General features: G+C 67.4%; 23 protein-coding genes and 1 tRNA gene. 12 read left to right on the top strand and 12 right to left on the bottom strand.

The window, feature by feature from the left end:
• Positions 1 to 59: 59 nt before the first annotated feature.
• Positions 60 to 428, bottom strand: coding sequence for a LysM peptidoglycan-binding domain-containing protein (locus tag BQ2383_RS04845; RefSeq protein ID WP_091030375.1), 369 nt, complete (start codon positions 426 to 428; stop codon positions 60 to 62).
• A 290-nt stretch (positions 429 to 718) separates the two neighbouring features.
• On the opposite strand from BQ2383_RS04845, the gene lexA reads away from it, so the two are divergent.
• Both lexA and BQ2383_RS04835 read left to right on the top strand, forming a co-directional pair.
• Positions 719 to 1405: a transcriptional repressor LexA gene (lexA, locus tag BQ2383_RS04840; RefSeq protein ID WP_091030373.1), complete on the top strand. Its 687-nt coding sequence runs from the start codon at positions 719 to 721 to the stop codon at positions 1403 to 1405.
• Between the two features lie 21 nt (positions 1406 to 1426).
• On the top strand, positions 1427 to 3292 hold the full coding sequence (locus tag BQ2383_RS04835) for a S9 family peptidase (RefSeq protein ID WP_091030369.1): 1866 nt from the start codon (positions 1427 to 1429) through the stop codon (positions 3290 to 3292).
• A 10-nt stretch (positions 3293 to 3302) separates the two neighbouring features.
• On the opposite strand, the gene smpB is transcribed toward BQ2383_RS04835, so the two are convergent.
• The 3 genes from smpB to ftsE form a co-directional block, all read right to left on the bottom strand.
• Positions 3303 to 3779, bottom strand: a complete 477-nt coding sequence (gene smpB / locus BQ2383_RS04830; RefSeq protein ID WP_021199784.1) for an SsrA-binding protein SmpB — start codon at positions 3777 to 3779, stop codon at positions 3303 to 3305.
• Between the two features lie 63 nt (positions 3780 to 3842).
• Positions 3843 to 4757, bottom strand: coding sequence for a permease-like cell division protein FtsX (ftsX, locus tag BQ2383_RS04825; RefSeq protein WP_091030366.1), 915 nt, complete (start codon positions 4755 to 4757; stop codon positions 3843 to 3845).
• A complete protein-coding gene (gene ftsE / locus BQ2383_RS04820) occupies positions 4754 to 5896 on the bottom strand; it encodes a cell division ATP-binding protein FtsE (protein WP_091030363.1) in 1143 nt (380 codons plus the stop codon). The genes ftsX and ftsE overlap by 4 nt, the downstream gene beginning before the upstream one ends.
• A 184-nt stretch (positions 5897 to 6080) precedes the next feature.
• Between ftsE and BQ2383_RS04815 the strand changes: the two genes are divergently transcribed.
• Positions 6081 to 7133 carry a DUF2510 domain-containing protein gene (locus BQ2383_RS04815; protein ID WP_091030359.1) on the top strand — a complete coding sequence of 351 codons (1053 nt, stop codon included), beginning with the start codon at positions 6081 to 6083 and terminating at the stop codon, positions 7131 to 7133.
• Positions 7134 to 7158: 25 nt separating this feature from the next.
• Positions 7159 to 8115: a DUF2510 domain-containing protein gene (locus tag BQ2383_RS19435; protein ID WP_208617621.1), complete on the top strand. Its 957-nt coding sequence runs from the start codon at positions 7159 to 7161 to the stop codon at positions 8113 to 8115.
• A gap of 50 nt (positions 8116 to 8165) precedes the next feature.
• Here the strand turns inward: BQ2383_RS19435 and prfB are convergent, their stop codons facing one another.
• Positions 8166 to 9275: a peptide chain release factor 2 gene (prfB, locus tag BQ2383_RS04805; protein WP_091030353.1), complete on the bottom strand. Its 1110-nt coding sequence runs from the start codon at positions 9273 to 9275 to the stop codon at positions 8166 to 8168.
• Positions 9276 to 9393: 118 nt separating this feature from the next.
• Here prfB and BQ2383_RS04800 point away from each other — a divergent pair, with 118 nt between their 5' ends.
• The 5 genes from BQ2383_RS04800 to BQ2383_RS04780 all read left to right on the top strand — a co-directional run bounded on the left by BQ2383_RS04800 (position 9394) and on the right by BQ2383_RS04780 (position 14300).
• On the top strand, positions 9394 to 10653 hold the full coding sequence (locus BQ2383_RS04800; RefSeq protein WP_091030350.1) for an MFS transporter: 1260 nt from the start codon (positions 9394 to 9396) through the stop codon (positions 10651 to 10653).
• A complete protein-coding gene (locus BQ2383_RS04795) occupies positions 10650 to 11210 on the top strand; it encodes an NUDIX hydrolase (protein ID WP_091030348.1) in 561 nt (186 codons plus the stop codon). Before BQ2383_RS04800 ends, BQ2383_RS04795 begins: the two co-directional genes overlap by 4 nt.
• Before the next feature lie 90 nt (positions 11211 to 11300).
• Entirely contained in the window at positions 11301 to 11636 is a 336-nt protein-coding gene (locus tag BQ2383_RS04790; RefSeq protein ID WP_244175895.1) for an ArsR/SmtB family transcription factor, read from the top strand.
• A gap of 71 nt (positions 11637 to 11707) precedes the next feature.
• Positions 11708 to 12886: an MFS transporter gene (locus BQ2383_RS04785; RefSeq protein ID WP_091030342.1), complete on the top strand. Its 1179-nt coding sequence runs from the start codon at positions 11708 to 11710 to the stop codon at positions 12884 to 12886.
• Between the two features lie 214 nt (positions 12887 to 13100).
• Complete coding sequence (locus BQ2383_RS04780; protein WP_091030339.1) at positions 13101 to 14300, top strand: hypothetical protein; 1200 nt, start codon at positions 13101 to 13103, stop codon at positions 14298 to 14300.
• Between the two features lie 98 nt (positions 14301 to 14398).
• On the opposite strand, the gene BQ2383_RS04775 is transcribed toward BQ2383_RS04780, so the two are convergent.
• From BQ2383_RS04775 to BQ2383_RS04745, 7 genes are read right to left on the bottom strand one after another with little or no spacing between them, the layout of a single operon-like run.
• Positions 14399 to 14839, bottom strand: coding sequence for a pilus assembly protein TadG-related protein (locus tag BQ2383_RS04775; protein ID WP_091030336.1), 441 nt, complete (start codon positions 14837 to 14839; stop codon positions 14399 to 14401).
• Between the two features lie 14 nt (positions 14840 to 14853).
• The gene (locus BQ2383_RS04770; protein WP_091030332.1) at positions 14854 to 15309 is read right to left on the bottom strand and encodes a TadE family protein; all 456 of its coding nucleotides are present in this window, start codon (positions 15307 to 15309) and stop codon (positions 14854 to 14856) included.
• Positions 15278 to 15679, bottom strand: coding sequence for a TadE/TadG family type IV pilus assembly protein (locus BQ2383_RS04765; RefSeq protein WP_091030328.1), 402 nt, complete (start codon positions 15677 to 15679; stop codon positions 15278 to 15280). Before BQ2383_RS04765 ends, BQ2383_RS04770 begins: the two co-directional genes overlap by 32 nt.
• Before the next feature lies 1 nt (position 15680).
• Positions 15681 to 15893, bottom strand: coding sequence for a hypothetical protein (locus BQ2383_RS04760; RefSeq protein ID WP_091030325.1), 213 nt, complete (start codon positions 15891 to 15893; stop codon positions 15681 to 15683).
• A gap of 20 nt (positions 15894 to 15913) precedes the next feature.
• Positions 15914 to 16852: a type II secretion system F family protein gene (locus BQ2383_RS04755; RefSeq protein ID WP_091030323.1), complete on the bottom strand. Its 939-nt coding sequence runs from the start codon at positions 16850 to 16852 to the stop codon at positions 15914 to 15916.
• A complete protein-coding gene (locus BQ2383_RS04750) occupies positions 16849 to 17706 on the bottom strand; it encodes a type II secretion system F family protein (protein ID WP_091030320.1) in 858 nt (285 codons plus the stop codon). The genes BQ2383_RS04755 and BQ2383_RS04750 overlap by 4 nt, the downstream gene beginning before the upstream one ends.
• A complete protein-coding gene (locus tag BQ2383_RS04745) occupies positions 17703 to 18845 on the bottom strand; it encodes a CpaF family protein (RefSeq protein ID WP_432206334.1) in 1143 nt (380 codons plus the stop codon). The genes BQ2383_RS04750 and BQ2383_RS04745 overlap by 4 nt, the downstream gene beginning before the upstream one ends.
• Positions 18846 to 19034: 189 nt before the next feature.
• Here BQ2383_RS04745 and BQ2383_RS19170 point away from each other — a divergent pair, with 189 nt between their 5' ends.
• The 3 genes from BQ2383_RS19170 to BQ2383_RS04735 all read left to right on the top strand — a co-directional run bounded on the left by BQ2383_RS19170 (position 19035) and on the right by BQ2383_RS04735 (position 20278).
• The gene (locus tag BQ2383_RS19170) at positions 19035 to 19250 is read left to right on the top strand and encodes a hypothetical protein (protein ID WP_140403302.1); all 216 of its coding nucleotides are present in this window, start codon (positions 19035 to 19037) and stop codon (positions 19248 to 19250) included.
• Positions 19251 to 19335: 85 nt separating this feature from the next.
• Positions 19336 to 19417: transfer RNA gene (locus BQ2383_RS04740), tRNA-Leu, on the top strand.
• A gap of 96 nt (positions 19418 to 19513) precedes the next feature.
• Positions 19514 to 20278, top strand: a complete 765-nt coding sequence (locus BQ2383_RS04735) for a DedA family protein (RefSeq protein WP_091030316.1) — start codon at positions 19514 to 19516, stop codon at positions 20276 to 20278.
• Positions 20279 to 20305: the final 27 nt, after the last annotated feature.

The raw sequence follows: 20305 nt of genomic DNA, 5'->3' as shown, positions 1-20305 counted from the left end.
ATGTTAAGCGGACCCCCGCGTCGATGACGCAAAGTTGCCGCAGCCTCGCCGCGACGGGATCAGTCCACGTACTGGGCCGGGATCGCGAGTGTCTGGCCGATCTGCAACTCTCCGCCACGCAGCAGGTTCATCCGGCTGATCTCGCCGATGACGTCACGCGGGTCGGCACCGGGGGCGACGCCGGTGGCGATCGACCAGAGAGTGTCGCCGGGCATGACGGTCACGGTCTCGACACTGACAGCTGCTGTGTCTGCGCCCGAGGCGATCGCACTACCACCGCTGAGCGCGGCGAACGCGATGCCGATCGCGAGCGGCACCGACGCGACCGCCAGCAGCACGGCGCGGCCACGCGTCGTCAGCCGGAGTCGCGTCGAAGGACGGGTCGACGCCGGAATGACTGCTGCGGTGCTGAAGCCGATGCTGCTCATGTGGTGCTCCTTAGCCTGTCCCGGAGCGGTGAGGCTGCCGGGGAAGTTGGCGTAGCGTTCGCATTCCCGTCTCGGCCGGGAGCCGTGAATGCGAAGCTACGTACCGAAGATATCTTCGAGTTCGAACATCTGTCAAGTTGTCTTCGAAACCGGATGCACGATTCTGCCGACACGCTCGAACAGATCTTCCAGATCGGGCCGTTTCTCGGATACGGTTTCGATGAGAACACCACACCACGGGCCTCCGACATTCGAAGAGCGACGTCGGAACACCGCACTTAAGGAGCACCATGAGCGAGAACTCGGCCCCCGAGTCGGAGGCACCGCGGACGCGCCGCCGCAAGAGCCTGAGCCCCAAGCAGATGGCGATCCTCGAGGTCATCCAGAACTCCATCGCCCATCACGGCTACCCGCCGAGCATGCGCGAGATCGGAGACGCCGTCGGCCTGAAGTCCCTGTCGAGCGTGACCCACCAGCTCGGCCAGCTCGAGCTGAGCGGCTACCTGCGACGCGATCCGGGCAAGACGCGTGCCATGGAGGTACTGATCGACCTCCCCGGCACAGGCGGCGAGAATCCGGCCGACGTGGCGACTCCGGTCGGCGACGCGGCGCTCGTGCCCCTGGTCGGTCGCATCGCCGCCGGCGTGCCGATCACCGCCGATCAGCAGGTGGAGGAGATCTTCCCTCTCCCCCGTCAGCTGGTCGGCAAGGGCGACCTCTTCATGCTGAAGGTCTCGGGCGAGTCGATGATCGACGCGGCGATCTGCGACGGCGACTGGGTCGTCGTCCGCTCGCAGAACAACGCGGAGAACGGCGAGATCGTGGCCGCGATGCTCGACGGTGAGGCCACGGTCAAGGTGCTCCGCCGTCGCGACGGCCACACGTGGCTCCTCCCCCGAAACTCCTCTTTCGAGCCCATCCTCGGCGATGAGTCCGTGGTGCTCGGCAAGGTCGTGGCGGTGCTGCGCGCCGTCTGACGTCAGCCATAGGCTCGATGCATGTCGTCGCCTCACGGTTCCTGGCCCTCTCCGTTCTCCGCAGCATCCGTCGCGGCAGCCTCCCCGAGAATCGACGGGGCGCGCTTCGTCGGTGCCGAGATCTGGTGGGGCGAGTCTGTGCCCGCCGAGAAGGGGCGGGTCACGGTGCGAAGCTCCTCCGGCGCCGAGATCCTCCCAGCGCCCTGGAGCGCTCGCTCCCGCGTACACGAGTACGGCGGCGGGGCATGGACCGCCGAGTCCACGGGCATCCTGTACTTCGTCGATGCGGGCGATCAGCGCGTGCATCGGCTGGCTCCGGGGGCCGAGCCCGTTCCGCTGACACCGGCGGGTCCCGCGCACGGCGGTCTGCGCGTGCAGGGGGGCCGTCTGCTCGCCGTGCGCGAAGACCTGTCGACCGCACCGCATACCCGCGCGATCGTCGAGATCCCGATCGACGGCTCCGCCGCGGAAGACGCGTCCGGAGTTCGCGTGATCGCCGAGGGCGACGGCTTCTTCGCCCACCCCGCACTCTCGCCGGATGGCAGCCGCGTCGCCTGGGTCGCCTGGCACCGCGGACGGATGCCGTGGGAGGCGGCCCACCTGCAGATTGCGAAGAGCGACGGCGGCGACGTGTACGAGGTCCCTACTCGGGCGGCATTGCAGCCCGAGTGGCTCAGCGACTCCGAGCTGGTGTTCGCCGATGATCCGGACGACCGCTGGGGGCTCTACCGCCTCGAGCTCGACGGCGCCTCGCCGGTCGGCGCCCCGCGCGCGCTCGCCCCGGCCGACGCCGACACCGGCTACGGACTCTGGGTGCTCGGCAACCGCTGGTATCGGCCGCTCGCCGACGGACGCATCGTCGCGACCCGCACGAACGGGCGTGACGAGGTCGTCCTGATCTCTCCGGACGGTGCCGCACGCCCGATCGATGTCCCGGCCGATGGTCATGTGAGCGTCGACGATGTGGACGGGTCTCGCGTGCTGCTCTCGGGCAACGGCTCGGGAGTGGCCGCCGGCCTGTGGTGCGTCGATGTCGACTCCGGCGAGACCGTCGCGGTGCGAGGAGGCGAGCCCGTGGATACCGGTTGGATGCCGCGCGCCCTGCCGATCGAGGTCGACGGTCGGCACGGCATCGTGCATGCCTTCGCCTACCCTCCGGCGAACCCCGACGCGACGGCACCCGCCGACGAGCTCCCCCCGTATGTGGTGCTGGTGCATGGAGGCCCGACCGCGCACGTCACCGGTGCGGCATCGGCAGCCAATGCCTTCTACACCAGCAGGGGAATCGGCGTGCTCGACGTCAACTACGGCGGCTCCACCGGCTACGGTCGCGCCTATCGCGAGCGTCTGGACGGCCAGTGGGGGGTCGTGGACGTCGACGACGTGATCGCCGCCGCACAGGGCCTCGCGGATGCCGGGCTCGCCGATCCGTCCCGCATCGCCATCCGCGGTGGATCCGCAGGCGGGTGGACGGTGCTGTCCGCACTGGTGCGCGGTGGGACCTTCGCCGCGGGGATCAGCCGATACGGCGTGGCCGATCTGCGGATGCTGGTGGCCGAGACGCACGACTTCGAGGCGTCGTACATCGACGGTCTCGTGGGGCCCCTCCCGGAGTACGAGCCCGTGTACGTCGAGCGGTCACCACTCACCCATGCGGATCGCATCGGAGTCCCCGTGCTGCTGCTGCAGGGCGGAGAAGATCGTGTGGTCCCGCCGTCGCAGTCCGAGGCGATCAGAGACGCACTGGCCGCCCGGGGCGTCGACCACGAGTACGCGCTGTACCCCGCAGAGGGACACGGCTTCCGCAGTGCCGACACGATCATCGACGCGCTCGAGCGCGAACTGACCTTCCTCGGCCGCGTGTTCGGGTTCGAGCCGACGCTGTGAGGACCGGTCGCTACTCGCCCACGCGATTGCGCAGCCGCATGGCACGATCCGCCTCGCGGGTGTCCTGACGTTCGCGCAGAGTCTGCCGCTTGTCGTACTCGCGCTTCCCCTTGGCCAGGGCGATCTCGACCTTGGCGCGACCGTCGGAGAAGTACAGCTTGAGCGGGATCAGGGTGTATCCGCCCGCTGAGACGGCATGAGCGATCTTGGCGATCTCCTCGCGATGCAGCAGCAGCTTGCGGATGCGCTTCGCAGAGTGATTGGTCCAGTGCCCCTGGGAGTACTCCGGGATGTGCACCGAGTCGAGGAAGACCTCATTGCCCTTCACGAACGCGTAGCCGTCGCTGAGGTTGGCGCGCCCCTGACGCAGTGACTTCACCTCGGTGCCGGTGAGCACCATCCCCGCCTCGTACGACTTCTCGATCGTGTAGTCGTGACGTGCGCGACGATTGGTCGCGACGACCTTCTCTCCGCGTTCCCTGGGCATGATGCTCTCCTGTTGCCGTGATGAGCTCGATCGTTCGTTCCGACCGAGCAGCCTTTCAGGATATCAGGTACGGAGCCAGCGCCTGATCGCGAAGCCTGCAGAGAGCGCTGCCAGCACGATGCCGATGCCGATCAGCACCGGGACCACGAGCATCGCGTCCTGCATCGTCACCCACGTCGTGATGAACGGGACGCGGCCTCGGAGGTAGCCGTTCACACCGAAGTGCATGCCGGCCACGACCGCGGCGCTGGCCAGCGCCGACCCGAGGAACGCCGCAAACACGCCTTCGAGCACGAACGGTGTCTGGATGAAGCGGTTCGATGCGCCGACCAGGCGCATGATGCCGATCTCCTTGCGCCGTGCATACGCCGACAATCGGATCGTCGTCCCGATAAGCAGGGTCGCCGCTATCAGCATGAGAACCGCGATGCCGACGGCGATGTACGTCGCGACGGTCAAGGCGGAGAACAGTGGTTCGAGGTATTGGAGCTGGTCTTTGACCTGCTCCACTCCGGCCTGGCCGCTGAATGCCTCGGCGAGCACCTGCGACTGCCCTGGGTCCTTCATCGTCACGAAGAAGACCTCGAACGCCTGGTCGGGCGTGAGCACACTCGCCTGGTCCTCGCCGAGCTGCTCGACGAGCTTGGCGTACGTGTCTTCCTTGGTGTCGAAGGTCAGCGAGCTGATGAGCGGTGCCAGTGCGTCGCCTTCGAGCTGTGCACGTACCGCGGCGACCTGCTCCTCGCTCGCGGCCCCATCGATGCAGGTGTCTGATTCCGAGACCGCGGAGCACATGTACACGGCGACCTGGGCGCGCTCGGCCCAGTAACCCCGCATGACGCCGATCTGCGATTGCATCAGGATCGCCGCGCCGACGAAGGTGAGGGAGACGAAGGTGACGAGGATCACCGAGATGACCATCGAGATGTTCCGCCGGAGACCGCCCAGGGCCTCGGTCAGGATGAGTCCGATTCTCATGAGGTCGGGCCCACTTCCTCATCGTCTTCGTCGGAGAGCCCGAGACGATCTGCGACTCCGAGCTCCGCGACATCGACGGTCGGGAGGGTGATCGGGTGGGTGCGGGGGCGGATGACCGCCGGCGGCTCCTCCGCGGTCGGCGGCTCGACGACAGCTGGTGGCTCCACCGCTGCGGGCGGCTCCACGACAGCAGCGACGACACTGGTCGCCGGGACGGCACTCGACTCCGGAGGTTCGACCGTTCGCGGGGGTTCGACCGTCTGCGGCGCTCCTGCCGGAGCATCCGACGCGCCCTCCCCTGCGGCGGCCTTCCGCTGCGAGCTGAGCTCTTCGGCGAGAGCAGCGCGGACCGAGGAGAGGTCCGCCGTCTGGCGCTGGACCTCCTGCACTGCCGTCAACGCCGCTGCTGCGGCCGCACCGCGCACCTTCTCGGGAACGAGGCGCGGGATGTTGGAGGTGTCGCCATATCCGCCGTGCACCTCGTCGCGCACCATCTCGCCGTCACTCAGCTCGATCACCCGGCGCTGCATCTGGTCGACGAAGCCGGCCTCGTGCGTGGCCATCAGCACGGTCGTGCCTCCGGCGTTGATGCGGGCGAGCAGCTGCATGATGTCGACGGAGGTCGCAGGGTCGAGGTTGCCGGTGGGCTCGTCGGCGAGCAGCACCTGCGGACGGTTGACGAGGGCGCGCGCGATCGCGACGCGCTGCTGCTCGCCACCGGAGAGTTCGTGCGGCATGCGCTTCTGCTTGCCGTCGAGCCCCACGAGCGCGAGCGCCTCGGGCACCGCCTGCTGGATGAATCCGCGCGAGGAACCGGTCACCTGCAGGGTGAAGGCGACGTTCTGATAGACCGTCTTCGACGGCAGGAGGCGGAAGTCCTGGAACACCGAACCGATGTGGCGCCGGAAGTACGGCACCTTGCGGTTGGCGAGCGCGCGGAGGTCCCGACCGAGCACGGCGACGCGGCCCGCGGTCGGTACGTCTTCGCGCAGGATCAGACGAAGACAGGAGGACTTGCCGGAGCCGGAGGCGCCGACGAGGAAGACGAACTCCCCGCGTTGCACTTCGAAGTCGACACCGGAGAGGGCGGGCTTCGACGTCCCGCGGTAGCGTTTCGTGACGTTCTCGAACCGAATCATGACGGTTCGAGCCTAAGCGCGCCCCTCCTGCTGACCGCGAGCGACACCCCGCACCGGCGCGTCCGCATCGGGAGAGCATGGGGATTGCTCCCCATGCCGAACACCCTGCGAAGTCACCGGCCACTGCTATACATAAGGGTGCGGTCGCACCATGGAGCGGCCGAATCGTCTTCGAGGGGGACCCATGAGCACGACACCTGCAGGTTGGTACGACGACGGCAGCGGACGCCAGCGGTGGTGGGACGGTGAGCAGTGGACCGAGCACTTCGCCCCGGACGCGACCGCCGCAGCCGATGCAGAGGCACCGGATGTCGCCGAGGGTTCGACCGGCATCGAGACGCCGGCGACCGAGGTTCCCGTCGTCGACGAGGCGCCCTCTGCAGACGCGTCTGAGGCGCCGTCGGCGGATGACACGGTGATCCGCACCTCCGCCGAGGCTCCGACCGCGGCGACCACACCGCTCGGCGATGACGTCGCCGCCTACTCCGCAGCGGCCACGCCGGTTCCTCCGGTCGCCGCATCCGAGCAGCCGGCGCCCGACCAGTTCGCGGCGAGCTACCCGGGCGCTGCACCGGCGTATCCCGGTGCAGGTGTACCGTCCGGCTATCCGGCCGCCGCGCCGTATGTGCAGACCGGGCCGGAAGCACCCAAGAAGCTCTCGGTCCTGGGTCTGGTCGGTCTCGGACTCGCCGTCGTCGGAACGATCCTGGTGTTCATCCCTGTGGTCGGCGTCGTCGGGTTCGTCCTTCTCGCCGCGGCGTTCATCGTCTCCCTCATCTCGCTCTTCCTCAAGGGCAAGAAGTGGCCGGGCATCGCGGGTCTCATCCTGGCGGTCGTGGGAACGATCATCGGCGTCGTGATGTCGTTCGTCTACCTCTTCGCGATCGCACAGGGCGTGAGCGACGAGATGGACTCTCTGCCCAGCTCCTCTCCGTCGATCGAGGCCACCGAGCCGAGCGAGACCGACGGCACGGACGGTGCCGACGACGCCACGCGCCCGACCTCGGCCGAGGTGGCGGTCGGCCTGACGGCGATCCTGGCATCCGAGGGCACGGAGGGCTACACCGAGCCGCAGATCACCTGCCTCTCGGATCTGCTCGTCGAGTCCGACCTCGACAACTCGACGCTGCGCGCGATCGCGGAGAGCGACGGCACGCTGACGGATGTCGACGCCGCGTACGGTTTCGCCGAGGTACTGGGCGACACCGAGGCGGTCTCGGCGTGCTTCGTCCCCTGAGCCCTCTGACGAGCGGGACCATCCGATGACGACGCCTGCCGGCTGGTACGACGACGGATCCGGCAGCCTGCGGTGGTGGGATGGCACGCAGTGGACCGCGCACGTACGGACCACTGACAGTGCGCCGGCGGCCCCCGAACGAGTTTCGGTCGAGCCGGTCGCATCCGAGCTGCGCTCTCCGGACATCGCGCCGTTCGCTCCGCCGTACGCACTGCCATCGTCGGGGGCATCGACCGCACAGGCGATCGCGCCCGATTCCGTCGGAGCACCCGGCGGGGTGTGGGGTGCGCCGGCACCGCAGCCGCCCGCGTCCGGCGTCTCCGTGCTCGGAGTCGTCGGCCTCGTGGTGGTGGTCGTCGGCGTCGTGTGCGCCTGCATCCCGATGATCGCGATCGTCGGCTGGGCGCTTCTCGGCGTCGGATTCGTGCTGTCGCTCGTCTCCCTGTTCCTGCGTGGCCGCAAGTGGCCGGGGATCACGGGTCTGTCGGTGGCGGCGATCGGAGCGCTCCTGGCGCTCGCCGTGTCGCTGCTGCTGGTCGCGACCGTCTCGGTCCCGGCCGACGACGCCGCGAGCGCTGAGGGGCTCACGGACCCTTCGTCGATCGAGGGTGCCGAGATGGTGCCCTTCGCCGAGCTTGAGGTCGGCGACTGCCTGCCTTTCGTCGACTACGGGGACACGGGGCAGATCTACGAGCTGCCCGTCGTCCCGTGCGATCAGCCGCACACGGATGAGGTGTACTTCATCTTCGAGCTCGACGGCGAGGACTTCCCCGGCGACGACGCTCTCGAGGAAGCGGCATGGGACGGCTGCGCGTCTCATTTCGACGCGTACGTCGGGGTCGCCTACGAAGATTCGGTGCTGGATTTCTACAACTATCAGCCGACGGAGACATCCTGGGCTCGCGCGGACGACCGCACGGTCCAGTGCATCCTCTTCAGCTATGAAGACGTGACCGGCAGCCTCGAGGGCGCGAGGTACTGACGATCCACAGGAAGAAGGCCCCGGAGTGCTCCGGGGCCTTCTTCCTGGATTCAGTCTTCGATCTTGCGCTTGCGCCAGCGGATGCCTGCGGAGATGAAGTCATCCAGGTCTCCGTCGAACACGGCGGCCGGGTTGCCCGACTCCTGGCCGGTGCGCAGATCTTTCACCAGCTGCTGGCCGTAAAGGAAGTACGAGCGCATCTGGTCGCCCCAGCTCGCGGTGATGTTGCCCGCGAGCTCCTTCTTCTTGGCTGCTTCCTGTTCCTTCTGCAGCAGCAGGAGGCGGGTCTGCAGCACGCGCATGGCGGCGGCGCGGTTCTGGATCTGCGACTTCTCGTTCTGCATCGACACGACGATGCCGGTCGGAAGGTGCGTCAGGCGCACAGCGGAGTCGGTCGTGTTGACCGACTGACCGCCGGGGCCGGAGGAGCGGAACACATCGACGCGGATGTCGTTCTCGGGGATGTCGACCTCGGTCGCCTCCTCCATCAGCGGGATGACCTCGACCGCGGCGAACGACGTCTGGCGCTTGTCGGCGGATCCGAACGGGCTGATACGGGCCAGACGGTGCGTGCCAGCCTCGACCGAGATGGTGCCGAACGCGTAGGGCGCGTCGATCTCGAACGTCGCCGACTTGATGCCGGCGCCCTCCGCGTAGGAGGTGTCCATGACCTTGACCGGGTACTTGTGCCGCTCGGCCCAGCGCAGGTACATGCGCATCAGCATCTCTGCGAAGTCTGTGGCGTCGTCGCCGCCCGCGCCGGAGCGGATCGTGATGATCGCGCTCCTCTCGTCGTACTCGCCGTCGAGCAGCGTCTGCACCTCGAGCTGGTTGATCAGGTCGGTGAGCGAGGCGAGTTCGGTACGGGCCTCCTGCGCGGACTCCTCATCCCCCATCTCGTTCGCGAGGCCGATGAGCACCTCGAGGTCGTCGAGACGCTGCGCGATGCCGGTGATGCGGGCGAGCTCGGACTGACGGTGGCTGAGTGCGCTGGTCACCTTCTGCGCGTTCTCGGTGTCGTCCCAGAGGTCGGGTGCGCCGGCCTCCTCGCTGAGACGCGCGATGTCGTCGCGGAGACGGGAGACATCGACGACCTCGCTGATGTCGCCGAAGGTGTGCCTGAGCGCCTGGATTTCGGCGGAGAGATCTAGTTCGAGCATGACACCTCAGCCTAACGTGCCGCCTGCCTGCGCGGGGACCTCGTCTTCGGCCGCTGAGCAGCCGGAGTACCGTGAAGTCGTGAGCAGTGCGTCAGCGGTCCTTCGACAGTTCGGGCCCATGGTGTACCTGCCGACGGTCCTGTTCGCGCTCGGCGAGGGCGCCGTGATCCCGCTCATCCCGGTGTTGGCGGCATCCATGGGTGCCGACGTGGCGTTCGCCGCGCTCGTGGCGTCGGCGCTCGTGATCGGCCAGCTGTGCGGCAACCTTCCTGCGGGATGGGCGGTGGGCAGGATCGGCGAGCGGTACACGATGGTGATCGCCGGTGTGATCGCGATCATCGCGGGGGTCGGGATGGTGTTCGCGCCATCGCTCGGCGTGCTGGCGGCGTCGGTCTTCCTGCTCGGCATCTGCGCGGCGGCCTTCGGCCTCGCCCGTCATGCCTTCATGACCACCCGCGTACCGGTCGCCTTCCGTGCGCGCTCCCTCTCGCTGCTGGGCGGCAGCTTCCGGCTCGGCATCTTCATCGGCCCGTTCGTCGCTGCCGGGCTTCTGCAGCTCTTCGGCAGCGAGAGCGCCGCGATCTGGTTCTTCCTCGGTTGCCTCGTGGTCATGGTCGTCCTGGTGCTGTTCGGTCCCGATCCGGAGAAGATGATCCCTCCTGTCCCGACGACCACTCACGACCGCTATCTGGAAGACTCCGGCGAGGCCGTGAGCGGATCGATCCCGACCATCGAACGCGCGGGGATCTTCCAGACCATGTGGCGCCAGCGCGCGGTGCTCGGACGACTCGGACTGGCCGCCGCCTCACTCTCCGCCGTGCGATCGGCACGGCAGGTCGTGCTCCCCCTGTGGGGCCTCTCGCTGGGCCTGGATGCCTCGACGATCGCCCTCGTGGTCGGCGTCTCCGGCGCGATCGACTTCGCGCTGTTCTACGCGAGCGGCCAGGTGATGGACCGCTTCGGGCGGCTGTGGGCGGCGATGCCCGCGATGGTGCTGATGGGTGCCGGCTTCCTCGCCCTGTCGTTCACGCACGATCTCGATGCGGCGGTGCTGTGGTTCGGGATGTTCGCGGCGGTGCTGGGCGTCGGCAACGGACTGTCCAGCGGCATCCTGCTGACGCTGGGCGCAGACGTCGCCCCGACGCGGGAACCCGCAGCATTCCTCGGATCCTGGCGCACGCTGACGGATGCCGGTGGTGCGATCGCTCCCCTGCTGGTCTCGGCGATCACCGCCGTGGCCGCCCTGCCGTTCGCCGCAGCCGCCATGGGCGTTGTCGGTCTCGTCGGCGCGGCCGGGTTCCTGCGCTGGATCCCGATGTTCGTGCCGCGCGAGCGACCGGCGTCCGGCGACGACTCGTCTGAGGGGGAACAAGAATGATCCCGGCTCTGGAGGCAGACGCGTACCGCCTGGTCTCGGCCTTCAGGCCCCGCTCGAAACGAGACCGCGCCGCGCAGGCCGACTTCGCCTCATTCTTCGGCGCCGACGGTGGGCCGGTACATCGCGAGGCAGGCCCGGATCACCTCACCGCGTCGTGCGTGGTGTTCGACACTTCGCTCGAGCACACGCTGCTCGTCTTCCATCGCAAGGGACAGTTCTGGGTGCAGCCGGGTGGTCACGTCGAGGACGGCGATGACTCGGTCGTGAGCGCAGCGCTACGGGAGCTGCACGAGGAGACGGGCATCGTGACGGAGTCGCCGGCCGCTCCCCTCGCGTATGACCTCGACCACCATGGACTGTCCTCCCGCTTCGGCGCCTGCGCCTCGCACCTGGACATCGGGATCGCCGCCGTGGTCGATCGCGATGCAGCGCTCACTGTGAGTGACGAGTCGGAAGACGTGCGTTGGTGGCCGGTCGACGCCCTGCCTGCCGCAGTGCCGCCGCAGCTCGCACCCCGACTCGAAGGCCTGCTCGCACAGCTGCGCGACCCGCGGTGAACCGAAGATCCTGTCGCTCCAGCGCCGCGACGTGCAGCTGGTGGCCATCGACCGGCGCGATTCGCGACACATATCTGTTATTCTCGATATGTGAATGGCACACATGCGGGAGAAGTCTCATTGGGGGTCGTGTACCGAGCTCTTGCCAACGACACGCGACGCCTCATCCTCGATCTCCTCCGGGAGCCCCACGCCCACTTCGACGACAAGCAGTATCGAGGCTTGGGTCTGAGCATCGAGGATGGTGTGTGCGTTCAAGACATTCAGAAGGCGACCAAAATCTCGCAGTCTGTGGCCTCGACGTACTTGAAATCTCTTCAGTCCGCCGGCCTCCTGACCTCGTACCGCGAGGGGCGCTGGACCTACTACCGGCGCGATGAGGATGCGATCCGCACCATCGCCGACCGCATCGGTCGGTCCCTCTAACCTCATCCCCAGTCACCAAGGAGCAGGAAACCTCCGGCGCGACGTATCTAATTATCTAAATATGGAGATTTATGAGACACGGTTTTCTGGCCAGCGCCATGCTCGCGCTTGGCGTCTTCAGCATTATCACCACCGAGATCGGGATCGTCGGCGTGCTTCCGGAGCTGGCCGACCGGGCAGACGTGTCCATTTCGCAGGCCGGCCTGCTCGTGAGTGTCTTCGCTCTGGTCGTCGCAGTGAGCGGGCCCTTCGGCGTGCTCGCGGCATCTCGCTTCAATCGCAAAACCGTCCTCCTGCTCACCATGGCGATTTTCGCTCTCGCGAACATCGTCTACGCGTTCTCCGAGAGCTTCCCGGTACTTGTCGTGTTCCGCATCGTTCCGGCGCTCCTGCATCCCATCTACTTCGCGGTGGCCCTCACCGCCGCGACCGCGCTGGCGCAACCGGGCAAGGAGGCGGGCGCGGCCGCTCGCGTGTTCACCGGAGTCACCGTCGGCTTTGCTTTCGGGGTTCCGGCCATGGCATTCCTGGCCAGCAGCGCCTCGGTGCCGGTCGCGTTCTGCATCGCCGCCCTGGTGAATGTGCTCGCTTTCATCGGAATCGCTCTCTGGGTGCCGACGATGCCGTCCGAGCAACACTTGAGCTACGGAAGGCAGGTGCAGATCCTGCGTCGCCCGCAGCTCTGGCTTCAGCTGACTGTCGTTACGCTCGTGTTCGCGGCCATGTTCTCCACCTACAGCTACTTCGCCGACTATCTGGGCGGTGTGAGCGGCATCTCCTCGCTCACCATCGGCGCACTGCTCATGCTCTTCGGTCTCGTCATGGTCGCGGGCAACCTCGCCTTCGCGCAACTGATCAAGCGCGGCCTGCTCGCGACTCTGCTGTGGTTCCTGGGCGGCTATCTGCTGCTGTATCTCGTGATGTATGCGGTGGCGCCGTCCGCTTGGGCCATGTCGCTTCTCGTGATTCCGTGGAGCCTTCTCCACTCTGGCGGGCTCTTGCTCGGCCAGTCGCTCATCGCCCGCGAGTCCACGGACGCGCCAACTTTCGGCAACAGCCTCTTCGTGTCCTCATCCAACATCGGCATCACTCTCGGCTCGGCGCTGGGCGCGCTTCAGATCGCCATCGCCGGAACTCGGTCGCTCGTCTTCGTCGGCGTGTGCGCAGTGCTGCTCGCACTGCTGACGGTCGGAGTCAGCCGCACGATCCGCAGGAGAGACACAGCACGGCAGCCCGCCGGACGCAGATAGACGGACGTCGCCGTGAGCCGGGACTCCGAACGAACGAATGCTCCGGCGTGGTCGTCTAGATCTGCGAGCCCGGGGGTCCCATCACGCAGCGCCGTGCGGCTGGTGGCGGTCGACTCCAGTGGAACGCCGTCGGGCATGAACACGGACACCGACGGGTATTCTCGACACGTATGGATCGTCGATACGCTCCCCCGCGCACCACTGGAGGCACGTTATGGAGTGGCTGCTCGCGGCGGTCGTCCTCATCCCGGCGATTGCCCTCGCGCTCCTGAGTATCGATGCGCCTCGACGTCCTCCCACCGGTGAACGACGGGGGCGGGTGCGCCACACGCTGTCGATTGTGGGATGGGCCGCTGTAGTGTTCCTCCTCCTCTCTGATGGTGTGACAGGGCTGCGAGAGTACAACGCGTTGGAACAGGGCTCTGTGACGATTGACCCCCGCGATACGAGACAAGCGAGCGCTACTGAGGGCGTCAGCGAAATGTTCTCGTTCGGCCTCAGCGTTGAGACTCCGACTGAAAGGCTGGCGCCCATCGGCGCAGCACCGGTCGGCCTCCGGGTACAACCGGTGTCGGGGAGGGATGACCTCTGGCTGGCGTGCGTGTACGTTTCCCTTCGGGACTATGCCCCCGACGGGCTCACCGCGCTTTCGCTCTATGCGCCCGCGAACGCTCGCGCACCGCGAGACGACCTCGACGTCATCTTCGAGTGCCCACAAACCAGCGATACACAACAGCTCTATCCCGCCGTCGAATCCGGCGTGATGTCAACCGGACTTACCCAGTTCCTCCTCGATCTGGAACCCAACTCGACTCTCAATGGAGTCGCTGTGGTGGACGCAGTTTACGCGGTCGTCTGGGAACCCAAGCTTGTATCGCAACAGTCTCTCGCGCGCGAGGTGATGCAGGTCAGCTACGACGGGGCCATGCCTCAAATGTTCGCGGAAGCCGGGCAACGATCGGTTGAGTCCTACTTCGTCGGAAGCACTGCTCTCGTTCCATCAAACGGCGGCAAGGACGTGACGAAGATCGGTGTGGACGTCGTTCTTGCAGCAGACGTCATGGGCGGCGAAGAGATCGTCGCAGCATACGGAGATGGCGTCGAGATGATCCCCATCGCCGCATCGGGCACAAGTTCCTTCAATCGTGAACGCGTAGATATAACGGCCGTCATCGAAAGGCCCGCGTTTCGGCATCGCGTGGGGGTCATGGCTCAAATCTCACTGGCTGTGATCGGTATGGGTCTTCTTGCTGCCCTGAGCGGACTGGCCAGAGCTGTGAGGCGAAAGAAGGAGGGGACATATCCGGCGATCGCCGCGGGCTTCATCGTCACTGGCACCATCGTCGTGGCGCTGTACGCGACGCCGCCGTTTCGAATCTCGCACCTGATCGGATCCTTTATCGGAATCAACTAGCTGTTGACGAGCTGTTGACTAAGACGGTTACAAACGTTCTCCGACGGCCAGGTCGACTCATCACGTGGCTCTGCCTCGCCCGGGAGCCGAGAATCCCATCACCGTAGAGCAGTGCGGCTCGTGGCCGTCGACCCGAGAGGGACGCCGTCGGGCACGAAGACCGACACCAACGGCGGATCCCACTCCGCGGCGACGGTGACGCGCGCCGTGACGCCATCGGGCGTTCCTGCCGTGATGATCGATGCCTCCCCGGGCAGTGCGGCCACCAGAGCATCGGCCTGTTCCGCGACACCGGCATCCGTCAGCTCGGCCCGCACGCTGCCGTCGCGCACGACCAGTGTGAAGCCGTCCGCTCCGGCGAGCGCAGCGGAATCGGCCAGGGCATCCAACCGCTTCTGGGCGATGTAGAGATCGGTGGCGCAGACGCAGGCGAAGATCACGGCCAGCGCGAGCAGCACGTAGCCGAGGGTGAGGAGCAGCACGCTCCCCTCATCCTGCCCCTCCGCAGGGCCACTCGTTGTTCGGATCTGCTCTGACATCCTGCGTCGCCCCGTCATTGCGCACCCCACAGCCGCGACACCTTCTGCACCGCTTCGGCCTGCACCGGGACGGCCGTCGACCGGTCGAGTCCGAGCACCTCCGGCACCAGGGGCAGCCGCACGCGCGTGGCGACGGTCACGACCACCGTCGCCCCGGCCGACGGACACTCGACGGACCGCGGCATGCAGGCGAGAGTCAGGTCCACCGCATCCTCATCGAGGCCGTACTCGCCGACGATCCCCGCAAGCACGGCATCGCTCCGCTCCGCCGCCGTCTCTGCGTCCGGCGCCCGTGCGATCACGCGGGCGATATGACGTGCTGCCGCTTCCGCTCCGAAGGTCTGCTCCTGGATCGCACCGAGAGCGATCACGAGATAGATCAGCGGGACCAGGAGGATCACCCCGACCGTGATGAACTCGAGAGCGGCCGATCCCTCGTCATCTCTCCCCGAAAGTCTCAGCGGGTGCATGAGCCTCCACCTCCATCGCAAGGGGAAGACCGATCAGTCCGAGCAGCGGAAACGTCGTGCGGACGCGAATATCGACCGTCTCGTACGGTGGAGCGCCGGAGACCCCGACTCTGATGTCCTCGGCATAGGTCGCGCCGACGGCACGCGAGATCACGTCGCGGGTGAGTTCGACGCCTTCTTCCGGAGTCGTATCGGCGAGGGCCGCGTGATACGCGCCTTCGACGGCAGCGTCGTGCACCACGTTGCGTACGTACACCGCGAACGCGAGCTGCAGCACAGCGAGGGTGAGCGCCGTGAGGAGGGTACCCACCAGCACGAACTCCACCGGGCTGGAGCCGCGGTCATCCGCCAAACGACGTCGGCCGTTCATCTCAGAGTCCCGAGACCCGCTGGATCGCCTGCTCGAACAGTGAAGTCAGCGCGGGACCAGCGACGGCCCAGATGAGCACCACCAATCCCGCAGTCATCAACGTGACGAGCACCCAGCCCGGCACGTCGCCCGCTTCGTCGTCAGCGAACGCACGGAATCGGGTCGCAGTGCCGCTCCACGGGAGTAGCCGGCGGGCACGGGTTCGTGCAGTCATGGTGGTCCTTTCGTTGGTGGTCAGCCGATACCGAGTCGGAGGATGAAGAGTCCCGGGTAGACGGCGAACAACACCGACAACGGGAGGATGAGGAAGACGAGCGGCAGCAGCATCAGGATCTCCTTGCGTCCCGCCTGCTCGATCAGCGTGCGTTTCGCGTCTTCCCGCGCGTCTCCTGCCTGCGCATGCAACACCGCGGCGAGTGGCGCACCGTGCTCGAGGGCGGCGATCACCTGATCGACGGCGCGCGACAGCACGGCCAGGTCGAGGCGTCTCGCCATCTCGGTCAGTGCATCGGACAGCGGCGACCCGGTGCCGACCGCGAGCACGACCCTGCGGAGCTCACCGGTCAGCTCGCCGGAGCCGACAGCGGCCACACGGCGCAGGGCATCGAGGAAGCCCTCGCCGGCCGAAAGGCACAGGGCCAGGAACTCCAGAGTCGTCGGAAGCTCATCGGTGAGGCGGGCACGGCGCGCTTTGGCCCGCGCCGACAGCTGCAGGTCGTACGCGGCCGCGGCGGCCGCGCCGCACAGCAATGGCATGACACCCGTGGGGACGGACAGTCGTCCGGTGAGGGCGAGCACGATCAAGACGACGGCGCCCGCACCGATGCCGGCGAGCGCCCAGCCCAACTGCCTACCGCGAAACGTCGCCGGCTCCATCGAAACACCGGCCTGGGAGAGCCGCTGCCGAAGTGACTCTCCGCCTCCGAGCATGCGCTCGAAGGCTTCCCGCAGCCCGCCCCACAACGTTCGGGCGCTCGCGGGCAGGGTGCCCGCGAGCGGGAGGACCCCCCGCGGAAGGTCCTCATCCGGAACCACGTCTCGAACGTAGGGACCGATCCGCACGGTCAGTGAAGCGGCCCTCCAGCGCGGGAGGCCGGAGAGGATGCTCAGTACCCCGGTGGCGAAGCCCCCACCGACGAGCACGGCACAGGCGAGCGCAGAGAACCCGCTCACCCGAACCACCGCCGAGGTTCCGGGAGCCGCCCGATCCGGACCATGATCTGGAAGGCGATGATCGAGACCCCCGCACCGACGCAGATCACGATCACGCCTTCGGGTGTGCCATACGCCGAGGCGCCTTCCGGTCGCATGACCAGCAGCGCGAGGATGACCCACGGTGCGATCGCGCCGAGCACGGCCGCGCCGCGAATCCACGACTGCCGCGCCTCGACCTCTCCCCGCAGGGCGGCATCCGCCCGCACGGACGCGGAGAGCGCGCGGAGCACCCCGACCAGCTCGGTGCCGCCGACCTGACGCGCCATCCGCAGGGTCTCGACGATGCGATCGCCGATCGGGTCCGCCAACGACGACTTCAGCCGATCGAGGCTCGTCTCGAATCGACCGCTCGCTTGCAGGTCTCTGGCGAACACGCCGAACGCAGGCCGCAGCATCGTGGGTGCGGACTCGGCCAGGCTCGCCACGGCATCGGGGAGGGAGAGTCCGACGCGGATCGACGCGATCAGAAGGTCGCACACATCGGGCCAGAGCTGCCGACGCAGGCGTCGCAGGCGCAGCCGCCTTCCCCGCAGGAACATGATCGGTGCCGTGGCTCCTGCTGACGCGGCGAGCAGCACCAGCACGGGGAGCCCCGTCAGCAGCCATACCGTGGAGGCGGCGATGAGCCCGGCGGCGACGATCACGGCGATGAGCGCTCGTGCCGAGAGACTGTCGAACCCGGCCTCGGCGTTCAGCCGGATCAGGCGCGACCTGGGGGCCGTCGGGATCGCGTCCGGCCTCGGCGGCCACAGCCACGGCGACGCGCACAGGAGCACTCCGGCCGCGAGAACGGCCCCGAGGAGGAACGTCACGACGCGACCTCGGCGTGATAGATCCGGGTGGTGAGGATGCGTCCGTCTTCGACGGCGCCCGTGGGGGCGACGATCTCCTGCACGCGCCGCTCCCCCGCGCGGTCGCGCACGCAGTGCACCACGAGGTCGACCGAGCCCGCGAGCGCGGGTGCGATGAATCCGCGATCGATGTTGCGGCCGGCCAGCAACGGCAGGATGCTCAGCTTCTCGAGCGCCTCCGTGGCGGAGTTCGCGTGCACGGTACAGGCGCCGGGAACGCCGGTGTTGAGTGCGAGCACCAGATCGAGAGCCTCGGCATCGCGCACCTCGCCGACGACCAACCGATCGGGTCGCATGCGCAATGCCTCCTTGACCAGGCGGCGCAGGGTGATCTCGCCGGTGCCCTCCAGGCTGGCCTGACGCCCCTGGAGCGCGACGAGGTCGGGACCGTCGACAGCCAGCTCGAACGTCTCCTCGACCGTCACGATGCGCTGCGACCCGGCGCACGAGTCCAGCAGCGCCCCGAGGACGGTCGTCTTGCCGGCATGCGTCGCTCCGGAGACGATCACACTGCGACCGTCGTGCATCGCGCCCCTCAAGGTCTCCGCGATGGTGGCGGGCATCATGCCCTGAAGCGTCAACGCCTCGAGCGACCGGTACTTCGGCAGGAACTTGCGGATGTTGACAGCCCACGAACCGCGCACGACATCGGCGATGGCAACGTGCAGACGCGAGCCGTCCGGCAGCGACGCGTCGACGAACGGCTGGCTGATGTCGACGCGCCGTCCGGTCGACTGCAGCATCCGCTCGACGAGGTCACGCACCGCGATCTCACCGAGGCGCAACGGAGTTCGTTCGGCCACGCCTTCGCGAGCCACGTGCACATGCCCGGTGCCGTTCAGCCAGATCTCCTCGACTTCAGGATCGTCCAGCAGGGGCTGCAGCGCCCCGAATCCACTGAGGGATGCCAGCACCTCGCGGACGCAGGCCGCCTCATCCTCGATCAGGGCCTCTCCACGCGCCAGGGCATGGTCGTCATGACGACGTACCTCCGCGTGAGTGATCCGCCAGGCCGAGTCCGGATCGACGGTGGGGTCGACCCCCTCGGATCGGAGACGCATCCGCACGCGTTCGGCGACGAGGGTGGAAGGATGACTCACCCCGGCATCCTCGCAACAATCCGCCAGGCGGGTCCGAAGTTATCCACAGCCGTCGTGCGGACCGGCGCGAGGGCCGCCTCACCGCGACCCCCACCACATCCGTCACCGCTGCGCAAGGGAGCAGACACCGAGCCGTCGCGCTGCTGAACTCGCGGGAACAAGCCGTGATCTCAGCGAAAGGACACCGACATGACCGACACCACCCCGTCCCCGTCTAACCCCGACGAGCCCTCTCCGCTCTTCCCCGATGAGCCGCTCGCCCCGAACCCGGAAGAGCCACTTGCCCCGAACCCTCAAGAGCCGCTGGCGCCGAACCCCCAGGAGCCTCTGGCCCCCAACCCCGAAGAACCTCTCGCGCCGAACCCGTCGGAGCCCGGCATCCCGCCCTCGACTCCTCAAGCGTGACGCGCGGCCCGTCGGTCGGCGGGGGCGAACTGCGGGCTGATCCCCAGACACGCCGTTTCAGCGGTCACTAGACTGATTCCACCGCGCGGGAGTGGTGGAATTGGCAGACACGCAGGATTTAGGTTCCTGTGCCCCAGGGCGTGTGGGTTCAAGTCCCACCTTCCGCACGAGAGACGACGGCAGCCATCTCAGGCCGCCACGACATCGCTCTGTTCTACCGCCGACCAATCACGACCGACGGGACTCCCCCAGTGCTCGAAACCATGCTGCACGCGCCGACCGCCCTCATCCCCTGGCTCGACCCCCAGACGATCATCGGCGCGGCCGGGCCGTGGGCACTTCTCGTCGTGTGCTTCATCATCTTCGCCGAGACGGGTCTGCTGGTCGGGTTCCTGCTTCCCGGCGACACGCTGCTCATCATCGCGGGCCTGCTCACGCACACCAGCAACGTGTTCGGCGTGAACATCTGGGTCGTCTCGCTCCTGATCGCCCTCTCGGCGTTCATCGGCGGCGAAGTCGGCTATCTGATCGGCCACAAGGGCGGCCCAGCGATCTTCGAGCGCAAGGAGTCGGGCCTCTTCAGTAAGAAGAACGTCGAGCGCACGAACGCGTTCTTCGAGCGCTTCGGCGGTCTCACGGTCATCCTGGCGCGCTTCGTCCCGATCGTGCGCACCTTCGCCCCGGTCGCAGCGGGCGTCGGACACATGCCGTGGCGTCGATACTCGCTGTACAACTTCATCGGCGCCATGATCTGGGGCTTCGGCCTCACGATGGTCGGCTACCTGATCGCGTACATCCCGTGGGTGCGCAATCTCGTCGTCGAGTACATTGACGTGATCCTGCTGATCGCGGTCGGCGGCACCGCGCTGGTGACCCTCTGGCACTACTTCTCCGAGCGCCACAAGGCGAAGAAGGCCGCGGCCGCCGGTGAAGACGTCGTGACCGATGCCGAAGAGGCGCAGGAACTCGTTCTCGACGCCGACGTGTTCGACCGCGCGCCCGACCTGGACGGCGACGGCAAGCACTGAGAACCCGGCGCCGCCACCGCGGAGCCG

This window comes from Microbacterium oxydans, assembly GCF_900095745.1.
In the GTDB taxonomy this organism is placed as follows: Bacteria; Actinomycetota; Actinomycetes; order Actinomycetales; family Microbacteriaceae; genus Microbacterium; species Microbacterium oxydans_B.
The sequence above is the reverse complement of the archived record's forward strand: the minus strand, read 5'-3'. Positions and strand labels throughout refer to the sequence as shown.